This window comes from Paenibacillus illinoisensis NBRC 15959 (genome assembly GCF_004000925.1).
GTDB classification, from domain to species: Bacteria; Bacillota; Bacilli; order Paenibacillales; family Paenibacillaceae; genus Paenibacillus; species Paenibacillus illinoisensis.
In genome coordinates this window covers 172487-188530 of record NZ_BIME01000010.1, presented here as the reverse complement: position 1 = coordinate 188530, position 16044 = coordinate 172487, and the positions used below count along the sequence as shown (strand labels likewise).

Annotated in this window: 13 protein-coding genes and 1 tRNA gene; 4 read left to right on the top strand and 10 right to left on the bottom strand. The window is 47.2% G+C overall.

What is annotated here, in order from left to right; translation table 11 throughout:
• Positions 1-13 precede the first annotated feature (13 nt).
• On the bottom strand, positions 14-2380 hold the full coding sequence (locus PIL01S_RS22185; RefSeq protein ID WP_127539413.1) for an endonuclease MutS2: 2367 nt from the start codon (positions 2378-2380) through the stop codon (positions 14-16).
• Between the two features lie 188 nt (positions 2381-2568).
• Between PIL01S_RS22185 and PIL01S_RS22180 the strand changes: the two genes are divergently transcribed.
• Positions 2569-2931, top strand: coding sequence for a phage holin family protein (locus PIL01S_RS22180; protein WP_127539412.1), 363 nt, complete (start codon positions 2569-2571; stop codon positions 2929-2931).
• Positions 2932-3179: 248 nt separating this feature from the next.
• A complete protein-coding gene (locus PIL01S_RS22175) occupies positions 3180-3569 on the top strand; it encodes a cytochrome C oxidase subunit II (RefSeq protein ID WP_127539411.1) in 390 nt (129 codons plus the stop codon).
• A 102-nt stretch (positions 3570-3671) separates the two neighbouring features.
• Here the strand turns inward: PIL01S_RS22175 and zapA are convergent, their stop codons facing one another.
• From zapA to PIL01S_RS22150, 6 genes are all read right to left on the bottom strand, one after another.
• Positions 3672-6413 (bottom strand): cell division protein ZapA, encoded by a 2742-nt coding sequence (zapA, locus tag PIL01S_RS22170; protein ID WP_164764307.1) that lies wholly within the window; start codon positions 6411-6413, stop codon positions 3672-3674.
• Between the two features lie 138 nt (positions 6414-6551).
• Positions 6552-9005, bottom strand: a complete 2454-nt coding sequence (pheT, locus tag PIL01S_RS22165) for a phenylalanine--tRNA ligase subunit beta (protein ID WP_127539409.1) — start codon at positions 9003-9005, stop codon at positions 6552-6554.
• A gap of 69 nt (positions 9006-9074) precedes the next feature.
• Positions 9075-10109: a phenylalanine--tRNA ligase subunit alpha gene (pheS, locus tag PIL01S_RS22160; protein WP_095288315.1), complete on the bottom strand. Its 1035-nt coding sequence runs from the start codon at positions 10107-10109 to the stop codon at positions 9075-9077.
• Positions 10110-10526: 417 nt separating this feature from the next.
• On the bottom strand, positions 10527-12422 hold the full coding sequence (gene abc-f, locus PIL01S_RS22155) for a ribosomal protection-like ABC-F family protein (protein WP_127539408.1): 1896 nt from the start codon (positions 12420-12422) through the stop codon (positions 10527-10529).
• 561 nt (positions 12423-12983) lie between these two features.
• A tRNA-Gly gene (locus tag PIL01S_RS29590) sits at positions 12984-13056 on the bottom strand.
• 178 nt (positions 13057-13234) lie between these two features.
• Positions 13235-13570, bottom strand: a complete 336-nt coding sequence (locus PIL01S_RS22150) for a YolD-like family protein (RefSeq protein ID WP_127539407.1) — start codon at positions 13568-13570, stop codon at positions 13235-13237.
• 125 nt (positions 13571-13695) lie between these two features.
• On the opposite strand from PIL01S_RS22150, the gene PIL01S_RS22145 reads away from it, so the two are divergent.
• Together PIL01S_RS22145 and PIL01S_RS22140 are read left to right on the top strand one after the other, a co-directional pair.
• A complete protein-coding gene (locus tag PIL01S_RS22145; protein ID WP_076328831.1) occupies positions 13696-13920 on the top strand; it encodes a type II toxin-antitoxin system HicA family toxin in 225 nt (74 codons plus the stop codon).
• A 45-nt stretch (positions 13921-13965) separates the two neighbouring features.
• Positions 13966-14331 (top strand): type II toxin-antitoxin system HicB family antitoxin, encoded by a 366-nt coding sequence (locus tag PIL01S_RS22140; RefSeq protein ID WP_127539406.1) that lies wholly within the window; start codon positions 13966-13968, stop codon positions 14329-14331.
• 45 nt (positions 14332-14376) lie between these two features.
• Here the strand turns inward: PIL01S_RS22140 and PIL01S_RS22135 are convergent, their stop codons facing one another.
• From PIL01S_RS22135 to PIL01S_RS22125, 3 genes are read right to left on the bottom strand one after another with little or no spacing between them, the layout of a single operon-like run.
• On the bottom strand, positions 14377-14952 hold the full coding sequence (locus PIL01S_RS22135; protein ID WP_127539405.1) for a hypothetical protein: 576 nt from the start codon (positions 14950-14952) through the stop codon (positions 14377-14379).
• Entirely contained in the window at positions 14946-15266 is a 321-nt protein-coding gene (locus PIL01S_RS22130; RefSeq protein ID WP_127539404.1) for a hypothetical protein, read from the bottom strand. Before PIL01S_RS22130 ends, PIL01S_RS22135 begins: the two co-directional genes overlap by 7 nt.
• The gene (locus PIL01S_RS22125; protein WP_127539403.1) at positions 15263-15994 is read right to left on the bottom strand and encodes a hypothetical protein; all 732 of its coding nucleotides are present in this window, start codon (positions 15992-15994) and stop codon (positions 15263-15265) included. Before PIL01S_RS22125 ends, PIL01S_RS22130 begins: the two co-directional genes overlap by 4 nt.
• Positions 15995-16044: the final 50 nt, after the last annotated feature.

Here is a 16044-nt window from a genome sequence, read left to right as displayed (position 1 = left end):
TTTCAAGGTCCGGCTATTCCAATTCTGCAACAGTTACGCCGTTTCCGCCTTCTCCGTAATTGCCCAGCCGGTAACTTTTAATATGTTTATGCTTACGCAGATAATCCTGAATACCGGATCGCAAAATTCCAGTCCCTTTACCGTGAATAATATAAATCTGACCCAGATTCGCCAGGAAGGCTTCATCGATAAAACGGTCCGTCTCCATCAATGCTTCCTCCAGATTGGTTCCTCGCAGATCCAGTTCACTCTTCACGTTGTCATCACGTGTACGCTTCATGCCAGTGACCGGTTTCTGCTTAGGCTTGGCTTCTGGCGCAGATTGCTTCAGTTCCAGATCATCCAGGGATACTTTCATTTTCATAATCCCCAGCTGTACTACCGCTTCTTTGCTGCCCGATAATTCCACGACATGCCCTTTTTGGTTCAAGCTGTACACATGCACTTCATCCCCTGGGCCGATCGCCCGGGTTTTTGGTGCTGATCCAGTACGCTTCACTGTCTTTTTACGTCTCTCCGGTTCAGCTTCATCCAGCTGTTTGCGGGCAGCAATCAGCTTATGCTCTTTCACGGATGCGCCTTCCTCCATCGCAAGCTGACGCAGGTCCGCAATAATTTTCTCTGCTTCGGCTCTCGCCTTGTCCACGATGTTACGAGCATCTTCCTCTGCTTTTTCAATCCGGCGTTCACGCTGCTGTTCCAGCTTCTCGAGTTCGGACTGGTGACGGCTCCGCAATTTCTCCATATCCTGACGGAGACGCTCCGCATTCTCCCGTTCCTGCTCGGCTGTAAGCCGGTTTTCTTCCAGGGAAGCAATCATGTGTTCGACACGCTGATCTTCTTCCTTCACTTCCCCGCGAGCATAATCGAGAATGTATCCCGGCAAACCAAGGCGCTCAGCGATCGCAAATGCGTTGCTTCGTCCCGGAACACCGACCAGTAAACGGTAGGTCGGGCTTAGCGTATTCACATCGAACTCCATGCTGGCGTTAATGACACCTTTACGTTCATAAGCATAAGCTTTCAGCTCACTGTAGTGTGTTGTCGCTACCATGCGGCATCCTGTCTGATGCATATGTTCCAGAATGGAGATCGCCAGTGCCGATCCTTCGGCAGGATCCGTTCCTGCACCCAGCTCGTCAAGCAGCACCAAACTTTTGGTAGTCATATTTTTCAGAATTCGGATAATGTTTGTCATATGGCTGGAGAACGTACTCAGATTCTGCTCAATGCTCTGTTCGTCCCCAATATCGGCATAGATTGCGTCAAATACGCAGAGCTGACTGCCATCTTCGGCAGGAACGAACAAGCCGGACATCGCCATCAGGCTTAGTAATCCAATCGTTTTGAGTGTTACGGTTTTACCACCCGTATTCGGTCCCGTCACAATAATGGATGTATAATCATTGCCCAGCTCAATATCTGTCGGCACCACGTTTTCAATAGCAATCAGCGGGTGGCGACCTTTTTTGAGCTTAATAAACCCACGATCATTCATGCGCGGCAAGGTGGCTTTTAATTCACGGGCATGCCGTGCTTTGGCGAAGATAAAGTCCAGGGAACCCAGCAAATCGACATCATACAACAGCCACTCACCCTGCTCACTGACAAGTGCTGTCAATTTCTGCAAAATCACTTCAATTTCGCGTTCTTCCCGGATTCGGGTCTCACGCAATTTATTGTTCATCGCTACAATGGACTCTGGTTCGATAAACAGCGTGGCTCCTGAACCTGACTGATCGTGTACGATCCCGCCGAAGTAAGAACGATATTCCGCTTTTACCGGGATGACAAATCGGTCTCCACGAATGGTGATCAGCTGATCCTGAAGCATTTTGGATACGGTCGAGGAACGAATCATGGAATCCAGTTTCTCACGGATTCTGGCTTCTCCCCCGCGCAGCTCACGTCGGATCTGGGCCAAAGTTACACTGGCACTATCCGCTACTTCTGCATTGTCATCAATACAGACGCGAATCGCGTCTTCGAGTGCTTTTTGCTCCGACAGCTGATTGCTGATAAAGAACAGGGACTCAATCTTCTCATCTTCGTGAAGAGCGGCAATCTGACGTTTCAAACGGCGAGCAGCCAAGGTTGTATTGGAAATCCCGAGAAGTTCATGCGGATTCAGGGTTCCTCCAATTTCGGCCCGTTTCACGGATGCCGTGATGTCCACAATGCCTCCAAAAGAAGGCGACCCTTTCAGACGATCAAAAGTGAAGGCTTCATCGGTCTGCTGGAGCAGCCGTTTTACTTCTTCCAGTTCACTGATGGGTTCCAGTTGTTCCGCTTTCTTCTTACCCATGGTTGTTTGGGCATAGCTTTGCAATGTATTTAAAATTTTGCGGTATTCCAGTGTGTGTAAAATTTTCGTGTCCAAGTGTACAACTCCTTCCAAACTATATCTGTATTATAACGAAAGAAACTTTACTGCGCTATTTAACGAATCCTTCCACACATAAGTTCTGACATCATGCCGCAAACTACAGGTGTCAGGATTTTGCAACCTCTCCATGTGTGATGGTTCCAAATGCATAATCCGATCTGAACTTAAAGGAGGTAAACACGTTGAACTTCTTGGGACATGTCGTACGTTTTATCATCGCTGCAATCGTATTGATGGTTGTCAGCTGGATCGTTCCTGGATTTGCTGTCGGTGGTTTCTGGAGCGCTCTGCTGCTCGCTCTGGTTATTGCGCTGCTCGGCTGGATCATTGAAGGCGTCTTTGGCAAAAGAGTCACTCCTTTTGGCCGCGGAATCGTCGGCTTCATTGTCAGTGCATTGGTGATCTGGCTTGGTCAATATATTGTTGACCATGTCGAAGTTAGTTTGCTTGGCGCTATTCTTGCTGCGTTGGTGATTGGGATTATCGATTTGTTCATTCCGGTATCCACACCTTTTGAAGCAGGACGAAGCTCCAAGAATAACTAAGAAGCACCTAATAATGCAACTGCATGCAACACCTGCGATTCTTCCTTAAACCTCTGATGGCCATATGCCAGATGAGGTTTTTTCATTTCCATAACCTCTCGGCCATTCCTCAAGATTAGAGAGAAAACCTTACTAACTAATCTTCAAAAAAACGACATAGCCTTCATGTACAGGCCTTACCATTTTGCGGTATGATGACTTGAGAAATGATTAAAATTTCATCTATATCATGCTTAAGGAGGCTCATGATGAAAAAGACTATGGCTTGGCTTGCAGCCTGCATGTTAATTCTGGTTCTCGCCGCTTGCGGAGGAAGCAAACAATCAGCAGATTCGGGCAGCAGCGGTGAATCCGATCCAGGCGTAACCGCAAGTGAGGAACTCGTCATTAAAGCGAGCAACTATGAATTTGACCAACCGGAATACCATCTTAAAAAAGGGGTCCCCGTTAACATTGTTTACGAAAACGTCAATGGTAATCATGGCATTCTCGTTCCTGAGCTGAATCTTCAGCTGGACACCAGAAACAGCTCTAAAGTTATTACTCCTGACAAGGTTGGAGAATTCGAGATGTCCTGCTCCGTGTTCTGTGGAAGTGGACATAGCAGCATGATCTCCAAAATTATTGTCGAAGAATAAGTCCCAAGACAATGAGCCCCCGTAACGACGGGAGCTCTTTCTGTATTATAACAAATTGTACAATCGTTCGATGCCCATGATTTTAGTTATGATCTGATACCCTTAGGTCTGATCCTGTTCAATCAATTCGATCCATTCGTTATATTCCGTCTGCAATTTCGTATATTCATCCCGCAGCTGGCGATACTCCATGTTCAGCTGCTCTGCCTTCTCCTGCTCCATTTCGCGTTCAACCTGCAGCAGTCTAAGCTGATTCGCAGCGAGTTCGTAGCGCTCACCAATCTCCAGCAGTTCATTTTCCATCGTTTGTTTCTCTTCTATGGCTTCGTTACGGAGCTTATCGAGCTGCTCACGCTCCTGTTCTAGCGCCTCTACCTTTTCAACACTGGCGGCACTTTCCTTCTGCCAAGCATTCAATTCATTCTCAAGCAGGTTCCAGCGTTCCTGCCAGGATTGCTCCTGTACGGCCCATTCATCTGCACGACGCTGCCAGACCTGGTCCTGCTGCTCGGCTTGTTCCACACGAGAGAGTAACCCGGTTTCTCGCTCCTTTAACTCATCCAGTTGTAATATAAGCTCTGCCTGTTTTGCAGACAACTCTTCATGCTTAATCTGCCATTCAAGTGCTTCTTCCTCTGTCTGTGCAAGCAAGTTTCTTTGTTCTGCGATTTGCTCAGTTAGCTTGGCAGCATGCTCGCCGGATGTTGCAATTGCTTGTTCCAGTGCCTGCTTTTCTTGATCCAGTTCAGCCAGCTTGCGCGTGTGATTTTCCTCCCGCTGCAATGCATCCCCATAATCGTTGCGGATTTGTTTATAGGATTCCTGAAGTTGGTTTAGTTCTTCACGGATCCGGTTCAGCTCCTCTTCAAGCTGTTCGCGCTCCTGCTGCACACGACTTGCCTGCTCGTTATAGCGATTCGCTTCTTCTCTGTAACTACGAGCTTCTTCCTTAACCACGGTTAATTCATCATGAAGGGACTGTACACCAGACTCTAATGTTTCATTCTGTTCTGCTGCTTCAAGCACCTGAGTCTCCAGCTCTCCCATTTCGACAAGGCGCTGTTCGGCCAGGTCTTTCCAGGATTTTCCGCTTTCGGTAAGCGTGCTGATTTCATTTTGCAGTGTTCGTACGGCAGCATGAGCCTGCTCCAGAACTTTCTGCAATCTACGCTGCTCATTCTCGGACTTCTCTTCGGCTTCACGAAGCTTCTGAATTTCTTTTTCAAGCAATCCATGCTGCTCCTGAACTTTCCGAAGCTGTGCTGCAAGAGAAGTTTCTCTCTCCACTGTCTCGTTGTATTGTCGTTTCCATTCCTGCTCCGTTTCACGAGACTTTTGCAAAGCGATCTCCGTTTCACGCAGCTGCTCCTGGAGCTGGGTACTGTCTTCCTTCAGCTGCCCCAACTGCTGTTCAAGTTCCGTTATGCGCCGAGCCTGAACTTCCTGAGCCTGTTTGCGCTGCGCTTGTTCCTTGCGCAATGCATCCTGCTCAGCGCGTTCCTGCTGGAGCTGCTGTTCCTGATCAGCAGCCACTTCCTGGGCCTCTTCAAGCTGCCTGCGTATATCCTTAAGCTGGTTCTCAATTTCTGCTACACGACCCTCAGCTTGTGTGCGCTCGTTTTCCAGCTGCTGCAGCAGTTTCCCACGTTCTTCCTGCAGTTTGGCCTCAGCATTAGCTGCGGCTTCTGTGAACTGAGAAGCTGCCTCGGCTTTTACTTGTTGTAACTGCTCCTCGTAGGCTGCTTCTTTTTCCATCCATTCCAATTCGGCCTGCTCTGAAGATTCGTGGAAATCAGCTTTTAGCTTTTCGATCTCTGTTAAGTGTTCCTCTTTCGTTTGTTGTAGCTGTGATGTCTGCTCTTCCTGGACCTTGCCAAGCTGGAATCTTAATTGCTCTTCTGCCTGCTGCTTCGCCTCTTGCAAGCGCTGATCCGTTTGGGATTGAAGTTCACGGTATTGAAGCTCAGCCTCTTCCTGAACCTTCTTCAATTGACTCTCAGCCTGTTCCAATTCGGACAAAATCGCAGCCTCGGCTTCTTCTTTGGCTGCCTGCACCTGCTGTGCTGCCTTTGCCTCGATTTTCTGGCGTTCTGCGACAGCACGACTCTCCGCTTCCTTCATCTGGGCTGCTGTTTTATCCTGCAGTTCCTTGTACTGTCCTGCTGCCTTCGCCTGGCTCTGCTGTAACTCAGCAGCAGCCCGTGCTTGGACTTCTTTTAGTTGGGCTGCTGTCTTATCTTGCAGTTCCTTGTACTGTCCCGCTGCCTGTGCCTGAGCCTGCTTAAGCTGGTTGGCCGCCTTCTCTTCGGCTTCTTTCAAGCGCAATTTCATCTTCTCTTCGGCTTCCTTCAGCTGCGCAGCAGTCTGTGACTGCAACTTTTGTTCACGGGCTGCAGCCTGACTTCGTTCCTGTTCAAGCAATGATTGCAGCTTGTTTACTTCATCCTGCTTCTCGGATTGCAGCTTCGCCATGGCCTGCTCTGCCTCAGTCTTCTGCTTGGTCGCTTCAGCCAGCGCCTGGTCACGACGCTCCAGCTCCTTCTGATGTTCACTTTGAATGGCATTCAGCCTGTTCAATTCATTTCGAAGTTCTGTCCGTTCACCAGTCAGCATTTTCAGTTCATTACGGATCTCCTGGGTCTGAAGAGACTGTTCAGCCATATGTACAGCCGCCAGTACCGCAATACGCGGGGTATCCAGACGGGAATGGTTCTTGGAAATTGCGCTCATGCGCTCATCCACCAGATTAGCTACTTGTTTCATATAGTCGGCACTGCTGCCAACCAGTTTATAGGAAGTCCCGTAGATCTCTACGGTGACGCGTGTACGATCAGGTGTAGTCACAGTTGTGCCCTCCTTCAAGTCTGTATGTTGATTCTAAGCTGTAATGACAAAAAAGTCACATCGATCCTCTAATGCTAAGGATTCGATGTGACTTCAAGCAATTCCTGCTAATTGTTGTTCAAAAAATTGGCTTCTGTTCTATTTGCGCAATTCTGCTCCGAATTGCTCCTCCAGACGGGCAACCACACGAGCATGAACCTCTGTGATTTCCTCGTCCGTCAGTGTACGCTCGCGGTTGCGATACACAAGCGCCATGGCCACACTCTTCTTGTCTTCACCCAGTTTGCTGCCTGTGAACACATCGAATACCTGTACTGTTTGCAGCAGCTCTCCTGCAGCCTCACGAATCGAGCTGAGCATAGCTCCTGCTTCAATGTCTTTACTTACGACTACGGCAATATCGCGTTCAACAGCCGGGAAACGCGGAAGCTCACGGTAACGGATATCCACGTCTGCTTCACTATAGATTGCCTCAAGAGCAATCTCTGCGATATACACATCGTTCAGATCATATTGTTGTTGAAGTTCAGGATGCAATTGACCCATGGTACCGATCAATTTACCTTCACCGCCGTCCTTCCCTTCCAAATACACGGAGGCAGAACGTCCTGGATGGAACCCTTCCGGACTGTTTGCAACAAGACGAATGCGTTGTTCCAATCCAACATAGGAGAACAGGTTCTCAAGCGCACCTTTCAGATCGAAGAAGTCCACTTTTTCTACCCCTACATTCCACTGCTGAGCGGCACGGTTACCTGTAAGCAGTAAGCTCAGGACCGGAATTTCATACGGCTGCTTCGTCAGCTTTTCTTCTTCGGTGAAGAACACGCTGCCCACTTCGAATACAGCAAGTGAATCCTGCTTCCGGTTCATATTATACACTGCTGCATCCAGCATTTGCGGCAGAACGCTTGTGCGTAGCACGCTGCGATCCTCACTCATAGGCATAGCCAGCTTCACCGCCTTGCTTCCTGCAGTCAATGCCGGGAACAAGGATGCTTTATCCGGATGTACAAAGGAGTAGCTAATCATTTCCTGCCACCCGCTGCCTGCGAGCAGTCCACGAATGGTACGGCGCATTGCCTGTGAGCGTGTGTAGGCTCCTGGTGTTGTCGGTCCTTCAATTAATGTGGTTGGAATGTTGTCGTATCCATACAAACGGGCAATTTCTTCAAAGAGATCTACGTCGCGAGTAATATCACCTCTGCGCGTTGGTACTTCCACATCAAGCAATCCTTGTTCAGCATCGCCGCATGCAAAGTGCAGACGAGCAAAAATGGTTTTCACCTCAAGCAGTGAAAGGTCGGTTCCCAGATAACGGTTCAGTCTGTCGAGTGACAGCTGGATAACAACCTTCTCTGCCACCTCGGCTCCAGCTTCCACAATTCCCTGGTGTACTTGGCCTTCAGCATAGCGCTGAATCAATTCAGCCGCACGGTCCAGTGCCGTGATAACAGCCCCCGGATCAACTTCCTTCTCAAAACGCATGCTAGCTTCGGAACGCAGCCCCAATTGGCGCGATGTTTTTCGAACCGTTCCGCCGTCGAACTTGGCGGACTCGAGCAGCAGATTGACTGTGCCTTCCGATACCTCGGAATTCTCGCCACCCATAACACCCGCAATGGCTACCGGTTTCACGCCATCGGTAATCAGCAGCATATGCGGTTCCAGCTTACGCTCCTGACCATCCAGGGTCACGATCGTTTCGCCTTCCTTAGCCATGCGTACTTCAATATGACCTTTTTCCAGTTTATTTGCATCAAAGGCGTGCAGCGGTTGACCGTACTCCAGCATGACATAGTTCGTGATATCCACGATATTGTTAATTGGACGAACACCAGCCGCCATTAGACGGTTTTGCATCCAGAGCGGAGAAGCTCCCAGTTTGATACCCGTTACATAACGGGCAGCATAGTGACTGCATTGTTCCTGCGCCGTGATTTCCACCGAGATATGATCGGCAGCAGCATCACCGACTTCAACCAGCTGTTCTTTCGGATTAGGCAGCTTCACTTCACGACCCAGAATGGCGCCAACTTCATAAGCTGCACCGCGCATGCTCAGACAGTCGGAACGGTTTGGTGTCAGATCCAGTTCAAGCACATGATCGTCCAGACCAAGCACCTGGCTGATTGGTGTGCCGATTTCCGTTTGCTCCGGCAGGACAAGAATGCCTTCCTGCTGATCTTTAGGAAGCAACTTGTCGTTCATGCCGAGCTCTTTTGCAGAGCAGATCATGCCAAGTGAAACGACGCCGCGCAGCTTGGCTTTTTTGATATCCAAACCGCCAGGTAGCTTCGCTCCAACCAGGGCTACGGCTACCTTTTGACCCGCATCCACATTTTTCGCACCACATACGATCTGAAGATCCTCTTCCTGACCGGCGTCAATGATGCATACGTTCAGTTTGTCCGCATCCGGGTGCTTCTCCTTGCTCTTCACATACCCTACAACCACTTTGTTTACGCCCTGGTTGCGGTTCTCCACTACATCGATTTCGATCCCTGCACGTGTAATTTTCTCTGCCAGTTCCTGTGGCGTCACACCTTCAAGGGCAATATAATCAGACAGCCAATCTGTCGATACTCTCATGGACGTTCACTTCCTTAATCTATAAATTGGTTTAGCTAAATTTCCTTTAGCGCTTGCTTATCGTAAAGTTTACAGCCGTCCGAATTGCTTCAGGAATGCCATATCACTGTTATAGAAATGACGAATGTCATCGATACCGTACTTCAGCATGGCGATACGTTCTACCCCCATACCAAACGCGAAACCGCTGTACTTCTCGGGATCATATCCACCCATTTCCAGCACCTTCGGATGAACCATTCCGCCGCCCAGAATTTCAAGCCATCCGGTTTGTTTACATACTCGGCAGCCGCTGCCGCCGCATTGTACACAAGTTACATCCACTTCAGCACTTGGCTCGGTGAACGGGAAGAAGCTTGGACGCAGACGAATTTCAGTGTGAGCACCGAACATTTCACGCACAAATTGCAGCAGTGTACCCTTCAAGTCGCTCATGCGAATGTTTTCGCTGATGACCAAACCTTCAACCTGATTGAACTGGAAGGAATGCGTAGCATCGTCATCATCACGGCGGTATACTTTACCCGGGCAAATGACTTTGACAGGTACTTCCCCTTTCATGCTTTGCATGGTGCGTACTTGCACCGGAGACGTATGGGTTCGCATCAACAGGTCTTCGGTCACATAGAAGGAATCCTGCATATCGCGCGCCGGGTGATTCTTCGGCAGGTTAAGTGCTTCAAAGTTGTAGTAATCCATTTCCACCTCAGGACCTTCTGCTACGCGATATCCCATGCCGATGAAAATATCTTCGATTTCCTGTACCACTTTGGTCAGTGGATGCAGACCGCCTTGACGTCCACGACGTCCTGGCAAGGTGACATCAATGGTCTCGGACTGAAGACGCTTCGCCGTCTCTTCCTTCTGGAATTGCTCCTGCTTGCTGTCGATGACTTCCTCAATGGCGCCGCGAACGTCGTTGGCCACTTGCCCGATTACGGGACGTTCCTCTGCACTAAGTGCACCCATGCCACGCAAAATTTCAGTCAATGCACCCTTTTTCCCCAAATACTTCACACGCAGATCACCAAGCGTCTGCGGATCGTTCACGCCGGACAATTGTTCCAGCGCTTCAATCTTCAATGCTTCTAAACGTTCTTTCATGTGTAATTGCCCCCTTTATGTGGTGTTATTGCAACAAAAAAAGGCCTTTTCTCCCCAAAAGGGACGAAAAGACCGTGGTACCACCCTTGTTAGACATCCGGTGCTGACTGGCCCTTCCGGCCTGTAACACGTCTGTCTCACTCTGTACGGAATAACGACCGTTAACCGTTTGCCCCTACTGCTGAGCCTCAGCAATTGCTGCCAAGTCAAGTTCAGGGAACCGCTTCGGAGTGAATTTCGGCAGCCTGGTTCTACAGAAACGCTCTCAATCTACGGCGCTTCCTCCCTGTCCAGAGGCACTGCTTACTTGTCTCCATCATCACGTTTGTTAATGAATCAAACCTATATCGACGTATTTATCGATGATCGTTCATAATTATATGCAAATTCAATCGAAATAGCAAGCCAGTCAATCATCTATTTTTTGCTCGCATCCTTCCGCCGAAGCTGAATTAACCGCTCTTGAATGTCACGGATCTCAGCGGCTTCCGCAGCTCGTTCTTCAGCAGCTTCTGGATGGGCAAGGATATCTATGCCTGCATTGCTCATGGGAGATAGCAGTTCGGACAGTCGCATTTCCAGGCGTAATCGTTCATCATCCGATTCCCGCTGGCCAAGTGAAGAATCTCGGAGTTTTTTCGACTCTTCCCAATCCAGAACTCCTCCTTCAAATACCGTAACCTTCCCTCCAGGCTCCAGATCAAGCAAGCGATTTGCCAGCATTTTGGTCAGCATTCGGTCATGAGACACAAGGACCAGAGCACCCGAAGCCTGTTTTAATACATTCTCCATCACTTCCTGGGTATCAATATCCAGATAGTTTGTCGGCTCATCCAGAACCAGCAAGTTTGCACCGCCAAAGTATAATCTCAAAAACGCAACCCTGCATTTCTCTCCCATACTCAGGTTCCCGATGCGCTTGAATACATCCTCTCTGGTAAATAGAAAACATCCCAGAATGGTTCGGGCTGCACTCTGAGTCATGGATGGGAGACTGAGCAAGCTGTCCAGCAGCGTCTGATTCTCGGGAAGTCCCTCAAGCTCTTGAGAAAAGTAGCCGATCTTCAGCTGTGGATGCCTTCTCACCACCCCCTGCTCTGGTTCAAGTTCACCAATCATCAGCTTCAGCAGGGTCGTTTTCCCCGTACCATTCGGTCCACGTACGGCAAGCCGATCCCCTCGGCCGACGGCAATTCCCAGATTGTGAAATAACGGATGTCCCCCCGGATATGCGAAGCAGACGTCTCTCATTTCAAGCAGCTGGCGTGCCGCTAACGTGTCAACTTGCAATTCCATGTTTAGCTTGACTGCATCGCGAGGTTTCTCTACCCGTTCATTCTCCAGCCGTTCCAACTGTTTCTGTTTTGCATGGTAACGTGAAATGTTTTTGTTGGCTTTGGCTTTGTAAAAGCTCTGAGTGATCTTAACCTCCACGTCCGTTGCTGAATTGTGGGCCTTATGGAACCACTCCTGATAATTGCGAATGGTTTCTTCAAGCGCTTTGCGCTCCAGTTCCTGTTTGCGGTATAGGGTTTCCTGTTCTCGCCGTTCCCTCTCCTTATGAACTTTATAGTCAGAATATCCACCTTTATATTTGGTCAGCGTTTGCGGATTAAATTCAATGACACCTGTTGCTACCTGATCAATAAAGGTCCGGTCATGTGAAACAAAGAGCAGCGTTCCGGTGTAATTGGATAGCCACTCTTCGAGCCAGCGCATGCTATCTTCATCCAGATGATTCGTCGGTTCATCCAAAATAAGAAATTGGGGTTTGCTGACCAGCAGTCCTGCCAGCCTTGCCTTGGTTTTTTGTCCACCACTCAAGGAATGATAGGATCTGTTCCAGTGCTCCGAGCTTAAACCCAGACGGGTCAACACCTTTTCCACCTCGGTCTCCCACATGTAGCCGTTCAGCTGCTCATATTGCTCCATGACTACGGTATAGGCTTCAAGCAGCCGCTGCTCATCTTCACTCCCGCTCATGCCCATACGCCGTTCCAGTTCTTCCAACTCACATTTCACTTCATAGATCCGGCCACTTTCCTTCCGTACTGCATCCAGCACCTTCATATCGGGGTCAATTAGAGAGCGTTGACGCATGAATCCCCACTCCTTCTGCGGGACGTGGCGCTCAATATGTCCGCCTCCCTCCTCTTCCCCTAAAATGATGCGTAACAATGTGGTTTTCCCGCATCCATTGCGACCGAGAATCGCAAGCCGCTCACCTTCGTTAATTTCCAGATTTAATCCTGCAAACAATTCCATCCCGTTCCATTCTTTTGATACTTCATGTAGGCGTACCAATGTCATCATAAGACTTCATCCTTCCTGCGCTAAAAAATCAAATTCATCCCGAGCTTCTTCGAGATGATATCGTTAATCTCGATCACGCAGAGCTGCCTTGGCTCGCAGGAAACCTTAGACATCATTTCCTGAACAAAAAAAACCGCTGGCATCCGCCGGCGGTCTGGCAATTCAGGTTTGGATAAAGCGTCAAAAAACAAGCACAAGGTACACCCAGGTATGACAAATAAACACCCAAGAAGGGTACACAAGCCACATTACTCGGCTAGCACACACACCTGATCCCATAGCTGAATTTGGACACACGAATCCCCTCATTGCTCAGCCGCTTCGGCTGACTGCGTCATACATCTTCTGCAGTTACTGGGGTTCAATTCATGTGTCTTACTTCATGGGACGTGTGGTTACCTCTCATTCATGTATAGTATCAATTTCTCCGTTATTGTACCAGAAGTTGGGGGAATTGCAAAGCTTTGAATGAATGTAAGAAAGCAAATACTGCGCTTTCATCACTTTGAGTAAAAAAAGAAAACCCTCTTGTGATTAACAAGAGGATTCTCTAAGTTAAGCGGGTGATGGGAATCGAACCCACGCTACCAGCTTGGAAGGCTGATCTTTGGCCTAGTCAATAAGTGTCACACTTCTTCAAAAGCTTGATATATCAGGGTTTTTAAAATTTTACGGCAGTCATTGCTGGCTCATACAATTGTAGAATATACGGTTGTCTGCCCCATGTCTGCCCCTTTTTTTTCTGGTCTGATGTTTATGGACTTAAATAAAATAAAAACCGCCAAGGATTTACCTGGCGGAATAAATGTTGTTTAGAATGAAGCCGATGTAATTTCTGCAAGGTTTACGCGTTTAGGATTTCCGTCACTGGTGAGAAGTTCAATTTCCTTAGTCCCTGAATTTATGTAGACAACAATACCCTTAATTCGTTCGTCTTCAAAGGGACTGAATACAACCAACTCAACCGTCTTTCTTCTATTATATGATTCAACCAATGCCCATTCAATTTCTAACTGAGCTTGCTCGTCGAGGTCAGGTTTACCTCTCTTTTTTTGTTCCTCCAACAATGCGGTGTACGCTTCTCGGTGCTCAGGCAGGATCATCCTCGACCCTTCATACATTCCGTTGCCGCTTAATTTACTCGCCACACTATCGCCTCCTTTATTGGATTTATTATATACGAACATATGTTCTTTATTCAACAGAAAAATAATCCAATTAGACACTTGAATAATAGTACCATATATGGTACTATATAAATAGGAGGTGAGACATGGCTAGGATCGAAAAATTGGTCCAGAAAATGAAAGACCGCCCAAGCGGAATCCAATATGATGAAGTCGCCAAGGTACTCCGGCATCACGGATACGGATTAGTGAGAAGCAACGGCTCGCACTTCCATTTCCGAAACCAAGCAGGAGACTTGATAACCATCAAAAAGGAACAACCACTAAAGGCGGCATACGTCAAAGACGTACTGGACCGGATTGGGGAGTGACCGCTCCCCTTTCCTTAATCCTCATCATATCCTAGCCGCATATTAATGGCAAACCAAGATCAAAAGAAAGATTTAGCCTATTACATGGCTCTACCCTATACAATCCAGATCAGACCGATAAAGGATGAGAGCGGTGACTATTTCTTCGCAACTGTTGCTGAATTAGATGGATGTCAGAGCAACGGGGATACCTTTGCTGAAGCATATGAAAGTTTACGGGAAGCCATGGAAGGATACCTGGAAGTTAAGCTGGAGTATGGAGATGCCATTCCTGAGCCTATCGGTGAAGATGAATACAGTGGAAAGTTTAATCTTCGGGTACCTCGTAGCCTTCACCGGCAATTGGTTGAACGAGCAGCTGCGGAAAGTGTTTCATTAAATCAGTATTGTCTATACAAATTAAGTAAATGAACCAAAAAGCCCTGTTAACCTATATGGTCAACAGGGCTTGATTGCTTACCCGGCTATATCAGTGCGCATTGACTGTACCCCTGAATCTTCAGGTCGCATCATATGAACAGTTAGTTTGCTTAGGAATAAATAATACCCCAGTTTATTCAGTGAAGAGAATTTCTGAATTTTCCCAGCTTTCATTCCACCTTCAATAAGCTTTCTTGAATAGGAATTAACTAGACTTAGATCTATTATGTAGTCATCTAAATTAGCATCTGGAATATACAACAAGCGATAATTCAGGTTACTTTTCATCGCATGTGTATCACCCTTTATTTTAGAAATGGGAACCAGAGGAGCAAACATAATTGATTCATCATTCTCAGCATCACACGTGTTTGAAATCAACATCCCCATAGCAGTCATAGTTGATTGCTCACCTTTTTCATTAAATCTCACAAAGGGGATATTGGCAATAATATCCCCTTGAGAGAGGAATTCAAATGGCTGTGCCAAGCAAAACTTTGTATGACGCCCTAAGGTCTCAAACTGACGAATCGAGCGCTTTACTTCTTCCCTAGTGTACGGAGAGATTGAGGGAAATAGCTCTTCTACAAATTTAACAAAATCTGTTAGCATAAATCAAAGAAGTTCCTACCAGTTGGCACAAATAATTCATCCAGTGCTTTCTCGTAGTTTTCCGCTTCTTCTTTTGTGAAGTCTCTCATTTCAGGAAACAGCTCTTGGGCCTCCGTTACCCAATTTTTGTTCTTGAATGAAATCACATCAGGCGTCCCAGTTTGTTCTTCGAAGCTAAATTTACCAATGTTATTTTCCATAGGGCTAAATGATGAGCTTGTTGAAGCTATACCGGACATTGAAGTCAGAGTAGTCAGTATTACGGCAGCAGATTTGAGGGCGAGAGATGAACTGCTATTCATTACACTCATCATAATTCAATCACACCTTCCGTAATCATTTTTGGTAGCTTATCCTTTACAATACGTTCCATTATATTGTAAATCTCATTAAGTGTGTCCGCCTGAGTTCGATAAGCCGTATCTCTGTTAAAAAGATATCTATCGTTAATATCAATAGATACTCCCAGTAGGTTGGATTTTTCGACTATAGACACCATATCTTGCGGATTCATTCCGATTCCCTCAAAGAATCTGATATTCCTGAAAACTAGGTTAACGTAATACCGATCTTCTAATACAAAGGCCAATTTGTATTCAATATCAAAAGGCTCAGTGTTGGATCGGTAATTAAGAAATTTATCTTTAATTACATCAACCGCAAGCTCACTATCAATAGGAACAATGCCCTCAATAGTCAAACCAGAGAATAGTGCACCATCTATTAAATATGGTTGCATTGTATCGTTTAAAAGATCTGCTCTCTTCTTCAGATAATTCAAACACTTCTCAGGATCTGTGTTAAACAATTCATCGAATTGCACATTAACTTGAGCGTTGCTTAGTGATATTTCTATTTGCGAATGCCCATTAATAGAACTTGCGCTAAGCCTCGTTAACATTTCAGGAGCATTGTCAGGAAGAGCTATAACGTTTATTGCAGAGTAATAAGCTTGTAGACGCTCTTCAATATCGAAGGCTCTTTTCCTTAAATTATCAATCCTTGGAAAAATGGTATTGAATCTACCGGTTTGAATGATCATTTCAAGTTCTCCAGTCCTATTGTCTTTGACACAAGTATAAACAATGGAAC